The organism is Edaphobacter dinghuensis (assembly GCF_014640335.1).
In the GTDB taxonomy this organism is placed as follows: Bacteria; Acidobacteriota; Terriglobia; order Terriglobales; family Acidobacteriaceae; genus Edaphobacter; species Edaphobacter dinghuensis.
Window position 1 is genome coordinate 1,310,543 of the sequence record NZ_BMGT01000001.1, and the last position, 19,191, is coordinate 1,329,733.

At 55.5% G+C, this 19,191-nt stretch carries 13 protein-coding genes, 2 tRNA genes and 3 rRNA genes; 15 read left to right on the forward strand and 3 right to left on the reverse strand.

The window, feature by feature from the left end; translation table 11 throughout:
* Positions 1 to 114: 114 nt before the first annotated feature.
* From IEW09_RS05100 to IEW09_RS05110, 3 genes are all read left to right on the forward strand, one after another.
* On the forward strand, positions 115 to 1,545 hold the full coding sequence (locus IEW09_RS05100; protein ID WP_188553021.1) for a sigma-54-dependent transcriptional regulator: 1,431 nt from the start codon (positions 115 to 117) through the stop codon (positions 1,543 to 1,545).
* Positions 1,545 to 2,045: a DUF6982 domain-containing protein gene (locus IEW09_RS05105; RefSeq protein ID WP_188553022.1), complete on the forward strand. Its 501-nt coding sequence runs from the start codon at positions 1,545 to 1,547 to the stop codon at positions 2,043 to 2,045. Before IEW09_RS05100 ends, IEW09_RS05105 begins: the two co-directional genes overlap by 1 nt.
* Positions 2,046 to 2,239: 194 nt before the next feature.
* Complete coding sequence (locus IEW09_RS05110) at positions 2,240 to 2,719, forward strand: DoxX family protein (protein ID WP_188553023.1); 480 nt, start codon at positions 2,240 to 2,242, stop codon at positions 2,717 to 2,719.
* A gap of 65 nt (positions 2,720 to 2,784) precedes the next feature.
* Here IEW09_RS05110 and IEW09_RS05115 read toward each other — a convergent pair whose 3' ends face one another.
* Complete coding sequence (locus tag IEW09_RS05115; RefSeq protein WP_188553024.1) at positions 2,785 to 3,744, reverse strand: branched-chain amino acid transaminase; 960 nt, start codon at positions 3,742 to 3,744, stop codon at positions 2,785 to 2,787.
* Between the two features lie 69 nt (positions 3,745 to 3,813).
* Here IEW09_RS05115 and IEW09_RS05120 point away from each other — a divergent pair, with 69 nt between their 5' ends.
* From IEW09_RS05120 to IEW09_RS05145, 6 genes are all read left to right on the forward strand, one after another.
* Positions 3,814 to 4,494, forward strand: coding sequence for a MarC family protein (locus IEW09_RS05120; RefSeq protein ID WP_229739092.1), 681 nt, complete (start codon positions 3,814 to 3,816; stop codon positions 4,492 to 4,494).
* Between the two features lie 46 nt (positions 4,495 to 4,540).
* Positions 4,541 to 5,662: a DUF5700 domain-containing putative Zn-dependent protease gene (locus IEW09_RS05125; protein WP_188553025.1), complete on the forward strand. Its 1,122-nt coding sequence runs from the start codon at positions 4,541 to 4,543 to the stop codon at positions 5,660 to 5,662.
* 91 nt (positions 5,663 to 5,753) lie between these two features.
* Complete coding sequence (locus IEW09_RS05130) at positions 5,754 to 6,227, forward strand: carboxymuconolactone decarboxylase family protein (RefSeq protein WP_188553026.1); 474 nt, start codon at positions 5,754 to 5,756, stop codon at positions 6,225 to 6,227.
* An 81-nt stretch (positions 6,228 to 6,308) separates the two neighbouring features.
* Complete coding sequence (locus tag IEW09_RS05135; protein WP_188553027.1) at positions 6,309 to 6,755, forward strand: hypothetical protein; 447 nt, start codon at positions 6,309 to 6,311, stop codon at positions 6,753 to 6,755.
* Positions 6,756 to 6,870: 115 nt separating this feature from the next.
* A complete protein-coding gene (locus IEW09_RS05140; RefSeq protein ID WP_188553028.1) occupies positions 6,871 to 7,815 on the forward strand; it encodes a sugar phosphate isomerase/epimerase family protein in 945 nt (314 codons plus the stop codon).
* Between the two features lie 27 nt (positions 7,816 to 7,842).
* Entirely contained in the window at positions 7,843 to 9,123 is a 1,281-nt protein-coding gene (locus IEW09_RS05145) for a Gfo/Idh/MocA family protein (RefSeq protein ID WP_229739093.1), read from the forward strand.
* A gap of 17 nt (positions 9,124 to 9,140) precedes the next feature.
* Here the strand turns inward: IEW09_RS05145 and IEW09_RS05150 are convergent, their stop codons facing one another.
* Positions 9,141 to 9,692, reverse strand: coding sequence for a DUF4337 domain-containing protein (locus tag IEW09_RS05150; RefSeq protein WP_188553029.1), 552 nt, complete (start codon positions 9,690 to 9,692; stop codon positions 9,141 to 9,143).
* Positions 9,693 to 10,577: 885 nt separating this feature from the next.
* On the opposite strand from IEW09_RS05150, the gene IEW09_RS05155 reads away from it, so the two are divergent.
* From IEW09_RS05155 to IEW09_RS05180, 6 genes are all read left to right on the forward strand, one after another.
* Positions 10,578 to 12,077: ribosomal RNA gene (locus tag IEW09_RS05155) — 16S ribosomal RNA — on the forward strand.
* Between the two features lie 295 nt (positions 12,078 to 12,372).
* Positions 12,373 to 12,449, forward strand: a tRNA-Ile gene (locus IEW09_RS05160).
* Positions 12,450 to 12,484: 35 nt separating this feature from the next.
* A tRNA-Ala gene (locus IEW09_RS05165) sits at positions 12,485 to 12,560 on the forward strand.
* A 380-nt stretch (positions 12,561 to 12,940) separates the two neighbouring features.
* Positions 12,941 to 15,883: ribosomal RNA gene (locus IEW09_RS05170) — 23S ribosomal RNA — on the forward strand.
* 150 nt (positions 15,884 to 16,033) lie between these two features.
* Positions 16,034 to 16,150 (forward strand): 5S ribosomal RNA (rrf, locus tag IEW09_RS05175).
* Together the 16S, 23S and 5S rRNA genes with 2 tRNA genes alongside form the textbook arrangement of a ribosomal RNA operon.
* 108 nt (positions 16,151 to 16,258) lie before the next feature.
* Entirely contained in the window at positions 16,259 to 17,407 is a 1,149-nt protein-coding gene (locus IEW09_RS05180; RefSeq protein ID WP_188553030.1) for an acyltransferase family protein, read from the forward strand.
* Between the two features lie 50 nt (positions 17,408 to 17,457).
* Here IEW09_RS05180 and IEW09_RS05185 read toward each other — a convergent pair whose 3' ends face one another.
* Positions 17,458 to 19,188 (reverse strand): DUF4097 family beta strand repeat-containing protein, encoded by a 1,731-nt coding sequence (locus IEW09_RS05185; protein ID WP_188553031.1) that lies wholly within the window; start codon positions 19,186 to 19,188, stop codon positions 17,458 to 17,460.
* Between the last annotated feature and the right edge of the window lie 3 nt (positions 19,189 to 19,191).

Here is a 19,191-nt window from a genome sequence, read left to right on the forward strand (position 1 = left end):
CGATTGAAAGCAAGTTGGGTTCCAGTTAAGGATGATCCGGACAGCAGATCCGGCCCCAGAAGTATCGCAAGCTCTGGTTTCGATCAGGGTCTGTGACAAAAAGAGGTTTTTGGTATGTCAACTTCGCTGTCTTACCCGGTCTCTGCCTCGAAGTCCACTGCGAAGTCGCGGGCCCAGATTCTCATTCTGGAACCGGACCTGGCGGTTCTTGACTATCTCCGTTCGACGCTTGGAGGAAAGTACGCCCTGAGCCTGTTCTCGGAAGAGCATATGCTGCTCGACCGGCTCGAACACCAGGAGGAGTCCGATCTTCTTCTGCTTGCGCTGCATAGCAATCGCGATCCGCTTCCGCTTCTGACCCAGATTCGCTGCAGCAAGCCGCATCTCCCTGTAATTGTGCTCTCCGGCTCGTCCGAGCTGCGCGACATCGAGACCGTCATTAGGTTGGGTGTTAAGGCTATCGTGATGAAGCCGTTTGTCGGCTGCGACGTCGAAGCGACGATCGAGGAGCATCTCGCCTCCGCCGATAGGAAGACGACGGCCGATACGCCTCGCGAGATCCCTCTGAACGAGACGCACTCCTTTGTGCGCTCCAGCAAGCGTATGCGCGATCTGGAGTCACAGGCCGCGCTGGTGGCCCGTGCCGATATTCCTCTGCTCATTCTTGGAGAGAGCGGCACAGGAAAAGAGATTCTTGCGCTCTACACGCACATGATGTCGGCCCGCAGCCAACATATCTTCCTCAAGGTCAATTGCGCCGCGGTCCCAGCCGAGCTGCTCGAGAGCGAGCTCTTCGGCTACGAGCAGGGCGCATTTACCGGTGCTATCAAAACGAAGCCGGGCAAGTTTGAAGTCTGCACAGGCGGAACGATCTTTCTCGACGAGATCGGGGAGATGCCTGCGATCTTGCAGGCTAAGTTATTGCAGGTATTGCAGGATGGGACTTTTTCGCGCTTGGGCAGCCGCGCTCCGATGAAGGTCGATGTGCGTGTAATCGCCGCAACCAATATCAATATGAAAGAGGCGATGGCGCAGAAGACGTTTCGAGAGGACCTGTACTATCGCCTGAACGGCTTTACCCTGAGTATCCCCCCGCTGCGTGAGCGCAGGGAGGAGATTCCTGTGCTCTCCGAGTACTTTATGCGCAAGGGAGCAAAGCGGTATGGGCGTGATGAGCTTCCCTTCTCGCCAAGGCTGATGAACACGCTGACCGAGCATGCGTGGCCCGGCAATCTGCGCGAGCTGGAGAACGTCGTCAACCGCTACCTGGTTCTGGGAGACGAGAAGGCAATCCTGGATGAGCTCTCCCCATCGAGCGGAAATGAGCAGAACTCCTCCGGCACTGCCGGGGAGGCATCGAGCGGAGCAGGACTCAAGGCTTTGGTGCGCGGCCTGAAAGGCGACGCGGAGGCGACGGCAATCGCCCGTGTGCTTGAGGGGACGGGTTGGAACCGGAAGGCCGCGGCCAGTGACCTTCAGATCAGCTACAAGGCGTTGCTTTACAAGATCAAGCAGTACGATCTCTCTCCACGGAGTCAGGCTTAGTGGCACAACGAGGAGATGGAGAAGCAGCGAATACACACCGGATCGTGGTCCGGTACGAAGACCGTGCGGTGCGCGGTTTTGCAGAAATAGATGATCTGGGATCGGTGGAGGAACTTCTGCATAGCACGCAGGAGTCTCCCCTCGAGTCGATCCGTCTGCGTCTGCAGGACTCGCAGACGATCGAAGAGGTGCCGACCAAGGACGCCAAAGCGGTCTTTTTCGTCAAGACGTTTGAGGGGGATCTGAAGCATCGGGCACTCCACTTTCATGGGCATGCCCCCGTGCTTGAGGGCCTCTGGGTGCGTGTCTATTTCAACGACAATGAGATGATCGAGGGGATCGTCAGCAACAACTCCGACTTTGTGCTGCAGAACGGCTTCTTTTTGATGCCGACCGACCCGAACGGCAACAATAAGCTGGTCTACGTGTTGAAGGGCGGCCTCAAAGATTTTCACGTGCTGGGCCTGCGAAACCCCTCCAAGAGCCTTCACAAGGCTTAGACCTTTGCGGCAGGACTTCGGTCCTGCTCTTTCAATCTTCACTTCTTTTCGTTACGGGCGCTTGCGAGCGCCTGTAACTCTTTTTGTGACTGAGTCGTCGTATTCAGTGAGCCTATAAAGCAGACCATCCTTCGTGAAGGTGTGCTGCATCTGTCTGTTCGTCAGTCCGGTCGCGCTCACTGGAGGATGTCGAGATGAAGAGCGAAGCGAGGTACGGGTGGGGTGGTTCCGGAAGGTGGGCCACGGTGCCGCTGCGTCTGATCGTCGGCTACGGCTTCATGGAGCACGGAGTGGCCAAGCTGACTAAAGGCCCAGAGGCATTTGCCACAATACTGCACGCGCTTGGCGTGCCGTCATCGCACCTGATGGCGTCGGCCACGATTTTGATTGAACTGTTTGGTGGCCTGGCAATTCTGCTAGGTGCTTTTGTAACACTGGCGAGCCTGCCGATGGCCGCCGTTCTGATCGTGGCCATCTTTACCGTGCATCTTCCCTATGGATTCAGCTCGATCAAGCTGATAGCTGTGACTGCTGCGGGGGCAAAGCTCGGGCCGCCAGGATACGAGTGCGATCTTCTATACCTTGCTTGTCTGGCAACTCTTGTTCTGGGTGGCCCGGGACCGTGGTCGATTGACGGGTTCCTTAGAAACCGGCGATTGCCTGCTGCTGAGTAATGCAGAGCCAATAAACTGGCCCTCCCGAAAAAAGGAGGGCCAGTTTATTGAAGCGGTAAGGGAGTCTACGCGCCGACAGGCTCGGCGACCTTGACGTTGACCGGGGTGAGCCAGTTGTGGCGGTCGGGCTTGAGCCCGTTGACGATGGCGAAGAACTCTTCATGCAGCGCACTGGTAATGGGGCCCATGGTGCCGTCGCCCACCAGGATGCGGTCGACCGAGCGCAGATGTGTGACCTCAGCTGCGGTGCCGGTGAAGAAGGCTTCGTCGGCGATGTAGAGCATCTCGCGGGGCAGGGCCTGCTCGACCACTTCGATGCCGAGCTGCTTGGCCAGCGTGATGACCGACGCGCGGGTGATGCCGCTGAGCACTGAGTTGGCAAGAGGCGTGGTGTAGAGAACGCCGCCGCGCACGATGAAGAGGTTCTCGCCAGAGCCCTCGGAGAGGTAGCCATTGACGTCGAGTGCGATGCCCTCGGAGTAGCCGTTGACCTCGGCCTCCATGCGGATGAGCTGCGAGTTCATGTAGTTGGCGCCGGCCTTTGCCAGCGAAGGCATGGTGTTAGGTGCGAGGCGGCTCCAACTGGAGACGCAGACGTCGGCGCCTTCGTTGCCGGGAACATATTTACCCCAGGGGAAGTTGGCGATGTAGACCTCGACGGGAGACTTGAGGGGATTGACGCCGATCTCGCCATAGCCGCGGAAGGCGATGGGGCGGATGTAGCAGGGGGCAATGCCATTGGCCTCGACGACATCGACGACGGCGGAGCAAAGCTGATCGACGGTATAGGGCACGGGCATGCGATAGATCTTGGCGGAGTCGAGCAGGCGCTGCATGTGCTCCTGCAGGCGGAAGACGCCGGCGGTGCCCATAGCCGAGCCGTTGCCGGGCTGCGTATAACAGCGGATGCCTTCGAAGACCGAAGACCCGTAGTGGACGACATGGGACATGACGTGAATCTGGGCTTTGTCCCATGGAATGAGATTGCCGTTGTGCCAGATATTGTTGGTGGTCTGAAGGGCCATACGATTCGCTCCTGAGGGCTGAATGTTTAATTATAGCCGTGTGTTGGCGGGGGCGTGGGAGAATGAAGAGTGATTCTTGACGCCCATTCGATGAGCCTGGCGGTGCTGGAGCGATCGGCGTACGTGCGGTTCTCCGTGCTGGCGCTAAGCTCCATTTTCTTCCTCGTAGACCCATTTGCCGCGCTGCCGACGTTTCTGGCGGTCACGGCGGGGGCGAATAAACAGCGGCGTCGGAGGATGGCCTGGAAGGCTTCGCTGACGGCTCTGGTGTTTCTGTCGGCATTTGCGATTGCGGGACAGTACATCTTCAGGATGTTCGGGATTACGCTGCCGGCGTTCGAAATCGCGGGCGGCATTATCCTGCTTTTGATCGGACTGGACATGCTGGAGGCGAAGCGGTCGCCGACGCAGGAGTCCAGCGAGGATACGACGGAGGCGGCAGCGAAGGACGATGCCGGAATTGTTCCGTTGGGAATTCCCATGCTGGCCGGGCCGGGTGCGATCACCAGCGTCATGGTGCTGGTAGGCCAGGCGCAGACGCGGTGGCAGATGGCGGCAATCCTGATTTCGATCTTCATTACGGCAGCGATTTGCTACCTCGTACTGGGCAACTCCGACAAGGTGGCCCGAGCACTGGGAGATACCGGAATCAGGATTTTGGTGCGCATCATGGGACTGCTGCTGGTGGCGCTGGCGGTTCAGTATTTCGTGAACGGCATGGTGGACCTGGGCGTGATTGCGAAACCCTAGTTACTGCGGCTTCGAACTAAATCTGAGAAGCGTCCGTACCATCAATATGCTGCGAATTCAGCTGGTGAGAACGGTGCTGGTTTGCGTTGCCGTTGCGAGTGCCGCCCCCGGCTACGCAATGACTCATGTGGATGCCACACAGGCTCAGGCAATGCTCAAACTTTTGCGGCAATGCAGCGTAGGGTCCGCGTCAGCACAGACTATCGACCGGGTGATCGCGATGCCGGGTACGCAGCTCATCATTGGCCAGCAGAATATCTCCCGCCGCATTATAAAGGCACAGTACAGAGATGTTCTTATCGCCGCGTGCAAAGGTGCAATTGCGCGCATAGAGCCGTCTGAAGCAGGAGCGAGAGCAGAGAAGGGCGTACAAGGATTGACCGAGGACGTGGCCCCATCCCTGATCTGGGCAAGGCAGCACGTTGATCTTTTGCAAAAAAGATTAGAGGAGGCAGAAGCCAACCAGCGGTTCGACGGAGTGATTCCCCTTGCCCAGAAGAATCTGCCAGAGCCAGTAGAGCTGTCGCCGAAGTTGTACTTCGTCATGGGCGGGCGTGCAGGTGCGGCGGCCTCCGAACAAGGGATTTATATCGATCTGCTCGACGATCTCTGGAGGTCGAAGGACCACTCCGACCCGATGACGCAGCAGGAGATGGTGGAGTTCTTCGCCCACGAGACGCATCACGTCGGCTATGGCCGTATTCTCGATAAAAAGCGCGAGCAGCTCCATCTACAAGCCGGACAGGTACAGGCATGGAATTTTCTTGTGGATGTATTGATGGAGGGAAGTGCGACACTGCTGATCAACGCGCACGGAAGCTGGGAGGAGCTGGAAGGCCAACGGCACATTCAGGCTGATCTGGCGCGGCTGCCAAAGCTGCTGCCGGAGTCGCAGCAGATCTTGCAGCAGTTGCTGGATGGAAAGCTGTCAGAGCAGGAGTATCAGGCGGCGCTGTCAGATTTCTTTAACGAGGGATATCACGCTACCGGCGCAAAGCTGCTGTATGTGATCGAAGAAGTGCGCGGCAAGGCGGGTGTTCTCGCCGTGATGGACGATCCCCGGAGCCTGCTTACCGTGTACAACCAGTGCGCGGAGACGCGGCAGGAATCATTCCGATTCACCCCTGAGTTAGCGAAGAAGCTGGAGACGATGGGGAAAGATCGCTGAGGATTGTTTCCTGCGTTTTCTTTGGAGCGCAGCTCTCTCTCCGTTCATCCAAAGGACATTTGAAAAATCCCTGTAAGGAGATCTCTAGTTCATGGAACAGCGCTTTAACTACTTCAAGGCAGCACCCGATGCTTATCGGGCGATGAGCGGGCTGGAATCTTATCTGCACGGGTGTGGGCTCGAGGAAGGTCTGTTGCATCTGGTCAAGCTGCGGGCATCGCAGATTAACGGCTGTGCGTTCTGCCTTGACATGCACTGGAAGGACCTGCGCGCGCTGGACGAAGAGGAGCAGCGGCTGTACTCGTTGGATGCCTGGCGGGAGTGCCCATGGTACAGCGATCGCGAGCGGGCAGCGCTGGCCTGGACCGAGGCGCTGACGCTGATCACGCAAGGCCATGTTCCCGATGCAGTGTATGAAGAGACGCGTAAGCAGTTCAATGAGAAAGAACTGACCGATCTCAGCATCGCCATTACGACGATCAATGCGTGGAACCGGCTTAGTATTGCCGCGCGGACGACTCCGGGAACGTATAAGGTTGGGGCCTATAAGTCTCACACGCAGTAGGCTCCAATTATTTCGCGAGGCCTCCTTCTATACCGGGGTCTCGCAACTTCTATTTCAAAAAAATCGGTAGCGAGGGATGCGTTGACAGGACTCGGGACGGTTGCGATTGCCGGCTTGTTGGCTGGTACGTTAGACATTACAGCGACATCGACGCTGTTCGCTCTGCAGGGCCTTTCGCTCGAGAGGCTCTGGCAGGGAATTGCCAGCGGTGCATTGGGTGCACGTGCATTCAGCGGGGGGAAGAAGATCGCTGCGGTCGGCCTGCTCTTTCACTTTGTGATTGCATTCGTGGTCGCTGCTGTCTACTACGCGCTGAGTCGCGTGTGGCCGGTTCTGGTAGAGACGCCTTGGGTGTGGGGAGCGGTCTACGGCGCTGCCGTTCATGTAGTGATGAGCCGCATCGTGCTTCCGTTGTCGGCGGCTCCCAAGCGAGTGTTTTCAGCAAAGGCGTTCCTGGTTCAGCTGGCGATCCACATCTGCTTCGTCGGGCTTCCTGTTGCGCTTGTGGTCAGCCACTTCGCTCGATAAAAACGTCTGCTTTTCTCCACTCAATTTGGTCATTCCCAATGCACTTCTGGTAAGGTGGGCGCGTTGGACGTTTGCCGCCCATCGGCGTTGCGAATGTCTTCAACAAGGGGGATCGATGCGACGGAGAGATTTTCTGGGTTTAGCGGCTGGGGCTGCACTGGCAGGTGCATCTGGGGTGGCCGAGGCGACGCCTGCGGCGAGGGGAACTCCGGTGCGGGTGGGCAGAACGATGGAACTGGGGCTGGTGATCTCGCCGTTTCACGGGCCAGAGGAGACGATCAAGCGGGTGCATGACCTGGGCCTGACGACCTGCTTTCTTTCACTCGATGGCTATATTGGAAAATTCACGCCTGAGCTGGCGACCGAGATGCGCGGTCTGCTGGACCGCTATGGCCTGAGAGCGACGACAGTGGAGGTCGTGGGGCCGGGCAAGCTGGTGTGGGATTTCATGCAGGGACCGTCGACCATTGGGATAGTTCCGCGAGCCACGCGTGCAGTGCGGATGGACGCGCTGCGCCAGGTCTCAGACTTTGCAAAGCTGCTGGGCGTGGGACAGGTGCAGACGCACTGTGGATTCATCCCCGAAGACCCTGCCGACCCGCTCTATGCGGAGGCAGTCGTTGCGATTCGCGAGGTAGCAAAGCACTGCGCTGGCAATGGTCAGGACTTCCTGATGGAGACCGGGCAGGAGACGCCGACGACAATGTCGCGGATGCTGCGCGATGTGGCGCTGCCAAATCTCGGCGTCGGGCTCGATACGGCCAACCTGATTCTCTATGGCAAGGCGAATCCAGTCGATGCGGTCGACATTCTGGGGCCGCATGTGAAGAGCATCCATGCCAAGGATGGCCGATGGCCGACTGATCCCAACAAGCTCGGCGAAGAGGTGCTGATTGGTACAGGACTGGTGGACTTTCATAAGGTGTTCGCCAAGCTGCACCACTTGGGCTACAACGGCGCTGTGACGATTGAGCGCGAAACCTCGGGTCCACAACAGATTGCAGATGTACGCGAGGAAAAGACGTATTTAGAGAAGATTCTGGCTGATGTGATTGGCTGACGATTGCGAGCAGAAAAGGGAGAGCGCATGAAGGGGATGGATCGAAGGGAGTTTGTTAAGGCAGGAGCTGCGGCATCGGGCCTGTTGCTACTGAAGTCGAAGACGGCGTTTGGTTATGAAGCCAACTCCGCTGTGCGGATGGGGCTGCTTGGCTGCGGAAACCGGGGAACGTCGGTGGCCAGCTCGTTCGCGAAAAACACGACGGCGCGTGTAGTGGCACTTGCTGACATCTTTCCCGACAAGCTCGCGTTGGGCAAGCAGCACTTCGACCAGTTGAATGCAGGGCTCGGTCATTCGGCCATCGAGGATAGGCTGACGTTTCATGGCCACAATGCCTTTATGGAGCTTGCACACTCCAAAGACATCGACATGGTGCAGATCTCGACGCCACCGTGGTTTCACGTCGAGCACCTCGAAGGCGTCGTCAACGCAGGTAAGCACGCCTATTGCGAGAAGCCGGTCGGCGTAGATGTGGCTCAATCGAAGAAAGCGCTGGAGATTGCGAAGAGGGTGGAGGGCAAGCTCAGCGTCGATGTAGGTTTTCAAGTGCGTAAGGCTCCGCCGATTGCCGCGGTGATCGAAAAGGTGCAGGCCGGCGCGTTGGGGAAGATAGCGTCCATCTCTGCGAGCTACTATGCGCCAGCCTCTACGGAGAAGACGGCGCCTGCGGGCGCTTCACATGATGAGTGGAGGCTGCGGAACTGGCTGTGGGACAGGATGCTCTCAGGCGACATTCTGGTCGAGCAGAACATCCACATCATCGACCTGTGCAACTGGGTTCTGGGCGCGCATCCGCTGAAGGCCACAGCGACCGGAGGCAGGAATATCCTGACGCACGCAGGCGACTGTTGGGACAACTACCAGGTGGATTACACCTATCCCAATGACGTGCACGTGAGCTTCGCCTCAACGCAGTTTGGCGACTATGGCTTCTTCGAGGCAGGTCTGCGGGCCTTCGGAGCTGAGGGTTCTGCGGATATTCCATACGCCGGGCAGGTACGAATCCTCGGCAAGTCGCCGTGGTCGTGGCAGGATGGTCAGGGCACCTCGGCTGAGCCGGGCAAATTTTCCGCGAGCGGCGACTTCAAGGACAACCTGGAGTTCGCCGATCGCGAGAAAGATCGCAGCTTCATCGAAAGCATCACCTCAGGGAAATTCCACAACCAGATTGCGGCAGGTGTGGAGACCGCGCAGAGTTGCATGCTGGGGCGCATGGCCGGCTATACCCGGCGCGAGGTGACGTGGGAGGAGCTGCAGACGCATGGAGAGAAATTTGCGCTCGGGATGGACGTCAGCCGCTTCAGCTAGCGAGCGAACAAGGTTGGCTAGTGCACGAATAAAGCCAGCGAGGCGATAACCAATCCGACAGCTCCAATGCCGATGCCGAGAAAGAAGTAAGATCGGCGGCGAGTGAAGAGTGTGATGGAAGAGAGAACGACGGCAATCTGCAGCAGTGCCTCTCCGAGATCATAATGACTGGCACGGCGCTCGGCGAGATGGACCTCATGCTCGTACTCGTGGGCCTTCTGCTGCTCTTCGGCCAAGTCGGACTTCCACTTCTCGATGTGTGCTTTGTACTCCTGCTGCTTGGCGGCTGCGCCGGCGGCGTTAGCGAAGCTCTGCAATGAGAGCAGATCTACCGTGACTGAAAGATTATCCATGCGGATCTTTTTGGCTTGATAGAGATTCCACTGATCAGCGACGCGCGACTGCATCAGAATGGCTTCGGTATGGCTGCGGTGTCCAAGCACGGTGACCATAGCAACAAGGACGGCAAGGATAGAGATGGATAGCGAGATACGGGTAAGCGACTCGCCGCCCTCTTCATTGGCTTCGTGGAGTTGATTGCTGAACTCCTGCATTTCTGTGGGTTCCATGAAGGGGATTCTAGCCTGAGCAGACCTTTTCGAGGGGCCTGCAAGAAAAACAGGTGTTTTAAAGATTAAAATAACCCTGTATTTACAGGGGATGGACAGCTTTTCTACAGGAATGCAGAGTTTTCAACAGGCAGAAAGGTTGCATGAAGCCGGTACCGCTGCTAATCTCAGGAAGTCGCAGAAACGCAGTGCTTGCAAGGAATTGAAAAGCACGGTACTCTGAATAGGCAGTAAGAGAAGTAGATGTAAAAGCTTCGCACCTTAGCTCTGAAGTGAGTGAGCAGATTGTAAAGGGATGACGGAGCGCAGTCCAAGCGTTTGATCGGCAATGAGCCAACGGCCAGCCGGTAACCAAACCCAAGCCACTGCAATTGAATGAAGTTCAGGAGCTAAGTGCTCCGCGATCATGTTTTGATCGTCACGATGTTTTGAGATATCTGTGCTGTGCGAACAATGATTTTCAGGCAAATGCGCCAAGCAAGCGGCCTGAAAAAAGTTAGAAAAAAGAAGTTGACAGACGATGAAAACTTCGATAAACTTAAAAAGTTCGCTAAAACGTCACGAGCTGCTGAACGGTACGCTAAACGGTTGAAATAAAGCCAGTAAGAAGCAAGCGAAGCCGGAGTAAGTAGCAAATACAGACGAAAACAGCGCATCAAGTTCGAGGACACGAATCTGGCTTTGCCGATTTCGTCCTTGATCCAAAGCTGCCCGCTTAGGTGGATGCAGTCAGGATCTTTGACAACATAGTTGAACGTGCCAGTCGTGAGATGATACGAAATTTGGTTTAGTCATTCTCACTAGTTATATCCCTCGGATCTTTCGAGCATCCGAAGGCGACTGAACCGTCCCGACCCCTGTCGATGGACGGCAGTCAAACCAAGATTAAACGAGAGTTTGATCCTGGCTCAGAATCAACGCTGGCGGCGTGCCTAACACATGCAAGTCGCACGAGAAAGGGTAGCAATACCTGAGTAAAGTGGCGCACGGGTGAGTAACACGTGAATTATCTACCTCCGAGTGGGGAATAACTGAGAGAAATCTTAGCTAATACCGCATAACACTTACGAGTCAAAGCAGCAATGCGCTTGGAGAGGAGTTCGCGGCAGATTAGTTAGTTGGCGGGGTAATGGCCCACCAAGACGATGATCTGTATCCGGCCTGAGAGGGCGCACGGACACACTGGAACTGAAACACGGTCCAGACTCCTACGGGAGGCAGCAGTGGGGAATTTTGCGCAATGGGGGAAACCCTGACGCAGCAACGCCGCGTGGAGGATGAAATCCCTTGGGATGTAAACTCCTTTCGATAGGGAAGATAATGACGGTACCTATAGAAGAAGCCCCGGCTAACTTCGTGCCAGCAGCCGCGGTAATACGAGGGGGGCAAGCGTTGTTCGGATTTATTGGGCGTAAAGGGTGCGTAGGCGGTTTGGCAAGTCTTGTGTGAAATCTTTGGGCTCAACCCAAAGTCTGCATAAGAAACTGCCGGGCTTGAGTATGGGAGAGGTGAGTGGAATTTCCGGTGTAGCGGTGAAATGCGTAGATATCGGAAGGAACACCTGTGGCGAAAGCGGCTCACTGGACCATTACTGACGCTGAGGCACGAAAGCTAGGGGAGCAAACAGGATTAGATACCCTGGTAGTCCTAGCCCTAAACGATGATTGCTTGATGTGGCAGGTACCCAATCCTGCCGTGTCGAAGCTAACGCGATAAGCAATCCGCCTGGGGAGTACGGTCGCAAGGCTGAAACTCAAAGGAATTGACGGGGGCCCGCACAAGCGGTGGAGCATGTGGTTTAATTCGACGCAACGCGAAGAACCTTACCTGGGCTCGAAATGTAGTGGAATCCGGCAGAAACGTCGGCGTCTAGCAATAGACCGCTATATAGGTGCTGCATGGCTGTCGTCAGCTCGTGTCGTGAGATGTTGGGTTAAGTCCCGCAACGAGCGCAACCCTTATCTACAGTTGCTACCATTTAGTTGAGCACTCTGTCGAAACCGCCTCGGATAACGGGGAGGAAGGTGGGGATGACGTCAAGTCCTCATGGCCTTTATGTCCAGGGCTACACACGTGCTACAATGGCCGATACAAACCGCTGCAAACCCGCGAGGGGGAGCTAATCGGAAAAAGTCGGCCTCAGTTCGGATTGGAGTCTGCAACTCGACTCCATGAAGCTGGAATCGCTAGTAATCGTGGATCAGCATGCCACGGTGAATACGTTCCCGGGCCTTGTACACACCGCCCGTCACATCACGAAAGTGGGTTGCACTAGAAGTCGGTACGCTAACCGCAAGGGAGCAGCCGCCCAAGGTGTGATTCATGATTGGGGTGAAGTCGTAACAAGGTAGCCGTAGGAGAACCTGCGGCTGGATCACCTCCTTTCTAAAAGAGAACGCCTCGGCACATTTCAACGCCCTGCGATTGCAGGCAGCCTTCGAGCTGAGTTGAAGTGATGTTGCCGAGCACCATCTGTATAAGCTTCGGCAAGTGCAGATGAGCCTGAACTAAACCTTCTTTTTTTCGATATCTGTCAACACCGATGGTCAATAGCGGCGTAGCTGCTATGCACGTTCAACTGTGTCCTCGAAACCTTTCGAGAGAGCTCGATTTTTGATTCTTAGGAGTCAACAACAGAGCAGCCTGCGCATCACGCCTTCGGGCTCGATGCTGTAGAGTCGGGCCTGTAGCTCAGTTGGTTAGAGCGCACCCCTGATAAGGGTGAGGTCGGTAGTTCGAATCTACCCAGGCCCACCATCTTTATCTAAACTGCTGGTTATACTGGTAGTCATGGGGCTGTAGCTCAGTTGGGAGAGCACCTGCTTTGCAAGCAGGGGGTCAACGGTTCGATCCCGTTCAGCTCCACCATGATCACTCGATTAGAGTTTCACCAAGCGATGTCTGCTTGAGGTTGAGACTCCGTCAAGACGGAGTTTGAACCTTGAGCAGGAATGCTCAAGCCGCCTGAGGGCGCGATGCGATGACGTAGCAATACGATTCGCCTTATGATTTTTGACAACTGAATAGATTGGGTAAATATAACTACAAGGCTGAGCAGCATGTCTTCGGGTAGTTTCCGAAGAAAGCTGTCAATCAGTATTGAGTGTCTTTAGAATAATTTTTCGTGTCAGCAATCTGATTCTCGCAAGTTGAGATGACGAGAGTGCGACACAGGCGTGGACTATATCAAACGTAGAACGCTCTATGTTGCAGAGGTTTTCACTCTGCTGCGTGCGAGTAAATTCTATGGTCAAGCTACTAAGGGCGCACGGTGGATGCCTTGGCAGAAACAGGCGATGAAGGACGTGGCAAGCTGCGATAAGCTTCGGGGAGCCGCACACAGGCGTTGATCCGGAGATTTCCGAATGGGGAAACCCACCATGGTAAAACCATGGTATGTCCTACTGAATTCATAGGTAGGAACAAGCGAACGGAGGGAAGTGAACCATCTCAGTACCTCCAGGAGGAGAAAGAAACCTCGATTCCGATAGTAGTGGCGAGCGAACTCGGAACAGCCCAAACCCGTTGCATCAAGGTGTATCGGGGGTTGTAGGGCCTGCAACAGTAGAGTTACCAATCTGGTCGATAGCTGAATCTTCTGGAAAGGAGATCCAAAGAGGGTGACAGACCCGTAGGCGAAATTGATCCAGACTCGAAGCAGGTACCTGAGTAAGGCGGGGCACGAGAAACCCTGCTTGAATCCACGGGGACCATCCCGTAAGGCTAAATACTCGTTTCTGACCGATAGTGAACCAGTACCGTGAGGGAAAGGCGAAAAGCACCCCATTGAGGGGAGTGAAAAGTACCTGAAACCGTGTGCCTACAAGCAGTGGGAGGACTATGCCCGTAAGGGAATGTCTGACCGCGTGCCTATTGCATAATGAGCCGGCTAGTTATTCTTGTCAGCAAGGTTAAGCGTGAGCGAGCCGCAGCGAAAGCGAGTCTTAATAGGGCGATAAGTTGGCAGGAATAGACGCGAAGCGGGATGATCTACCCTTGGCCAGGTTGAAGATGGGGTAACACCCATTGGAGGACCGAACCGGTGTTTGTTGAAAAAAGCTCGGATGAGCTGAGGGTAGGGGTGAAAGGCTAATCAAATTCCGTGATAGCTCGTTCTCTCCGAAATAGCTTTAGGGCTAGCGTCGGGTGATTTGGATTGGTGGTAGAGACATGGATGGACTAGGGGGCTTTCCGGCTTACTGAATCCAATCAAACTTCGAATGCCAATTACAACCAGCCCGGCAGTCAGACTGTGGGGGCTAAGCTTCACAGTCAAAAGGAAAACAGTCCAGACCGCCAGCTAAGGTCCCAAAATTACAGTTAAGTGGGAAAGGAAGTCGGAACTCTCAGACAGCCAGGAGGTTGGCTTAGAAGCAGCCATCCTTTAAAGAAAGCGTAATAGCTCACTGGTCAAGAGGTCCGGTGCCGACAATACAACGGGGCTAAAACTGTATACCGAAGCTGCGGATGTCCGTAAGGACGTGGTAGGAGAGCATTCTCTCGTGGATGAAGCGTAACTGGGAAGATACGTGGACATTAGAGAAGAGACCCTGCCGGCATAAGTAGCGATAATGAAGGTGAGAACCCTTCACGCCGAAAGTCTAAGGTTTCCTGAGGAAGGTTAATCCGCTCAGGGTTAGGCGGTCCCTAAGCCGAGGCCGAAAGGCGTAGGCGATGGAAATCCGGTTAATATTCCGGACCTCCCAATACCTCGTTATACGATGGGGTGACGCAGAAGGATAAGCAGGACCTCCTATGGCTATGGGGTTCGATGCGCGTAAGCTGGTTTCTCTAGGCAAATCCGGAGAGACTTAACAGTGAGGCGCAAAGCAGTAAGCCGTATGGCTGAAAGCTGCTGATTTCATGCTGCCAAGAAAAACCTCTAAGGAGAGGGGTTGGGAACCGTACCACAAACCGACACAGGTAGACGAGGAGAATATCCAAAGGCGCTCGAGTGAAAGCTTGTTAAGGAACTCGGCAAATTAGACCCGTAACTTCGGGAGAAGGGTCGCCCCCTGGGTGCAAGCCTAGGTGGGCCGCAGTGAAACGCGAACGGCGACTGTTTAACAAAAACACAGGTCTCTGCAAAGTCTAAAACGACGTATAGGGGCTGACTCCTGCCCGGTGCCGGAAGGTTAAAGGGAGAGGTTAGGGCGCAAGCTCGAAGCTTTGAACTGAAGCCCCGGTGAACGGCGGCCGTAACTATAACGGTCCTAAGGTAGCGAAATTCCTTGTCGGGTAAGTTCCGACCTGCACGAATGGAGTAACGATCGTTCGACTGTCTTAACGAGTTGCTCGGCGAACTTGTAGTACCGGTGAAGATGCCGGTTACCCGCAGCTAGACGAAAAGACCCCGTGCACCTTTACTATACTTTTACTATGAGTTACGGCTCTTGCTGCGCAGGATAGGTGGGAGGCTTTGATATCGGATTTTTGGGTTCGGTGGAGCCAACGGTGAGATACCACCCTGCGAGTGTTGTGATTCTAACCTGCTCCCGTGATCCGGGAGAGGGACATAGTAAGACGGGTAGTTTGACTGGGGCGGTCGCCTCCTAAATTGTAACGGAGGCGCGCGAAGCTACACTCAGGTCGTTTGGAAATCGACCGTCGAGTGCAAAGGCATAAGTGTGGTTAACTGCGAGACCTACAAGTCGAGCAGATGCGAAAGCAGGCCTTAGTGATCCGGTGGTTCTGTATGGAAGGGCCATCGCTCAACGGATAAAAGGTACGCCGGGGATAACAGGCTGATCATTGCCAAGAGTTCATATCGACGCAATGGTTTGGCACCTCGATGTCGGCTCATCACATCCTGGAGCTGTAGAAGGTTCCAAGGGTTCGGCTGTTCGCCGATTAAAGTGGTACGTGAGCTGGGTTCAGAACGTCGCGAGACAGTTCGGTCTCTATCTGCTGTGGGCGTAGGAGATTTGAAGAGGGCTGTCCTTAGTACGAGAGGACCGGGATGGACGAACCTCTTGTGTTCCAGTTGTCATGCCAATGGCACGGCTGGGTAGCGAAGTTCGGTTGTGATAACCGCTGAATGCATATAAGCGGGAAGCACGCTCTAAGATGAGATCTCCCAACCCAAAAGGGAAATGAAGGGCCCAGGAAGACCACCTGGTTGATAGGCTGGATGTGGAAGCGCAGTAATGTGTGAAGCTTACCAGTACTAATCGCCCGTTCGGCTTGTCCATAGAATTTACTCTGCGCAGTGAAGTCCACTGTTCTAAGAGTCATTCAATACAAGCTTTGTAGTTATACGAGATATAACTAATACGTTTTTGGTAAATGTCTGCTCAATCTATTCAGTTGTGGAAGATCGCGAGAGCGAAATTCTCAAGTTTGCCGGTGAGTTTACCGCGAGGGTCACACCCGTTCCCATCCCGAACACGGAAGTTAAGCCTCGTTGGGCCGATGGTACTGCACGCGTAAGTGTGTGGGAGATTAGGTGATCGCCGGCATAATACAGAAGCCCCATCCTTTCGAGGATGGGGCTTTTCATTTATGATCCAGGACAACTAAGCGCACTTCCGCGGCGGCACACGCTGCCAACTAAGAGGCAATAACCAATGGGGGAAGCGACGCAGACGACGAAGGCCGGAACCAGCCAACTAAGCGCTGACATTCTGAAGACCAAGCAGCACTTTGATGTTCTGGATGGACTAAGAGGGATTGCGGCTTTGTCGGTGGTCACCTTCCACTTCATGGAGATGGCCATCAGCGACTACAGTAAGAACTTCATCGGGCATGGCTTTCTTGCTGTCGATTTCTTCTTCTGTCTCTCCGGGTTCGTTATCGGATATGCCTACGATGATCGGATAGGCAAGATCGGCATCATCGAATTTCTCAAATCAAGACTGATCCGATTGCACCCTTTGGTGATTCTGGGGTCGATTCTTGGCTTGTTCGCGTTTCTTTTCAATCCATTTACGAGTATTCAGCATGCCTACAGCATAGGCAGAGTTACTCTCATCTTTCTCGCCTCGATCCTTCTTATCCCTTTCCCCGCGATGGCGGAGCGTAGCTTTAATTTGTTCAGCTTCAATGCTCCTGCGTGGTCGCTATTTTGGGAATATGTCGCGAATATCTTCTATGCTTTTATCCTTTGCAGACTCGGCCGACGCTCGTTGCTGACGTTGATTACCCTCGCTGCGGTTGTTCTTTGCGTGGTCGGCTATCACTCCGGATCGTTAAGTGGCGGGTGGAGCGGTCCAACCTTCTGGGATGGAGGCGCCCGCGTTGCTTATTCGTTCTTAGCGGGCCTGCTTATCTATCGTTCTAACTGGATTATCAAGACGAGGCTCGGTTTTACGAGCTTATCCCTGTTGCTGCTGGCCGCATTCATGATGCCGTACTTCAAATGGAATGTGTTGGCAGAGGCGCTGGTGATTTTGTTTTATTTCCCTCTGCTAGTCAGCCTGGGAGCTGGCGCTCTGCTTACGAAGAGGTCTGAGCCGATCTGCATATTCTCCGGGAAGATCTCGTATCCGCTGTACATGACGCACTATGCCGCGATCTGGGTATTTATGAATTACTACAACAGTCATAAGCCGGGGACGGCGCAGTTGGCTCTTATCGTAACGACTGGCGTGCTCCTTCTCTCGGGGGTCGCATATGTCGTGATGGAGCTCTATGACATTCCGATTCGCAGATACTTAACGTCCAGGCGGATAGCTGCTGCGTCGGCCTGGCGGCCAAATCGGCTCTCCGATCAATGACAGGAACCTATCTCCATGCATTCGCGTCATGCATGAAGATGTTGACTTGACTACTGCGAGCTATCGTTTGAGGATTGTGCTTTCGCATCGCGTTTTGCCTCGGCGGCAGCTTCCTTTGCCTGGGCTTTGGCTGCTTTTGCCTCTTGAGCGGCCATCCGCTCGGCTGCCTTTGCTTCAGCTCTGGCGCCTTCGATGGCGATCTTGGCATCCGGTGCAATCAGCGTCAGCTTCGGCGGTGCGGGGGGAGCAGGCGGTAGCGGCAGGACAGAGGTCTTTTTGAACGAGATATCGCCGTGGGTGGTGGTGAGGCGAAGCGTTGGGCCGCCCTTGCCGACGGTGCCACTGAAGGTTCTATGGGTGTCCGTCCCCTGGGTGGCGAAGGAGAAGTCGTTGTCCAGATCGCCGTCAGTAGCCTGAGCGTCGACTACAAAGCCGGAGTGCTCGGGGACAGTGAGCGAGATGTCTCCGTTGCGGTTCTCGATGGTGACGTTTCCGAGCGGTGGCGCGCTGGTGACGTTCACAAAGCCATTGCTGTTGCTGACGGAGATGTCGCCGGCGATGCGGTCGAGCGTGATGTTGCGGCTTCGTGTGCTAAGCGTGAGCGGTCCGACGACCTCGCTTGCAGAGAGGTCAGCATTATTGCTGATATCGGCTTCGCCATCGAGGCGGCCGAGCTGCATGTCGGTGCGCGTCGAGTGAAACATGATCTGACCGCGAATGTGTTCAAGATGGGTGGTGCCGAAGAAGTCGCCGTTGATCTTGACCGGCGCACTCAGGTCAGAGAGGGTAAGGTCCTGACCGCGGCCTTCGATGATGAGCGGGCCGGTGATGCTGTGCGCTGAGAAGGAGGAGTCGCTGTTATTGATGCGCGCTGTGACAGGCCCGGTGATGGCGCTCAGCTCGACATCGCCGTGGTTTGCCGTGACGGTTACGGGGGCTTTGATGCCGCTGACGTGGACGTCGCCATGATTGGCATTGACGTTGATGACTGCTGTTGGGGGAACTGTGATCGTCAGGTCGCCGCGGCCACCGGGAAGAGAAGGCATGTTGAGCGTAACGGTGTTGTCACCAGTGCTGAACTGAGGATTGAGCTGCTCGGCCTTGTGAGTAGCGTCGGAGTCAGAGCGGCTATAGATCTCTTTGTGGATGGCGACATGGATCTGGTTGTCGTCGCTGGTCCCGGAGACGATGACATCGCCTCGAGGGTTGTCGATGGAGAAGCCGCTGCCGGCTGGAAGAGCCTGAACGACGGTCTGATCGCTCTCGTGCTTGTCGCCGAGAAACTGATCGAGGTCGTTCTGGTTGATGCCGAAGTTATGCTCGTAGAAGCTTCCGTTGCCATGCCGGAATCCGCTGAAGATAACGCCGGCGATCACCAGCAGCAGAAGCAGCGAGAAGACTCCTCCTCCCATGCTCCGGCGATAGACGGGATGGGAGGGATCGGCTGCGATGTAGCGGTCGAATGCCCACTCAAGAAACATCACCAGGCCTGCGCCGATCAGCACCACCGGCCACCAGTGACCGTACCAATCCCATACCTGGCGGGCGTCGAGACGGCCCATCTGCACCAGAAGGAAGACAACGCCAATCGCGATCAGGATCAGTGGCCCGACGATCGAACCGTGGCGTGCACCGCGCATCTGGTAGCGATACGCCGCAGCCTGGGCGCGTAGCACATCGCGTTGCACCCGGGCCTGCTCCTTCATGATGCGACGTTGATACTTCCAGTCATTGCCGTAGGGAGGGCCGGGCGGCGGGTAGGGTGGAGGATTAGTGGCCATGGC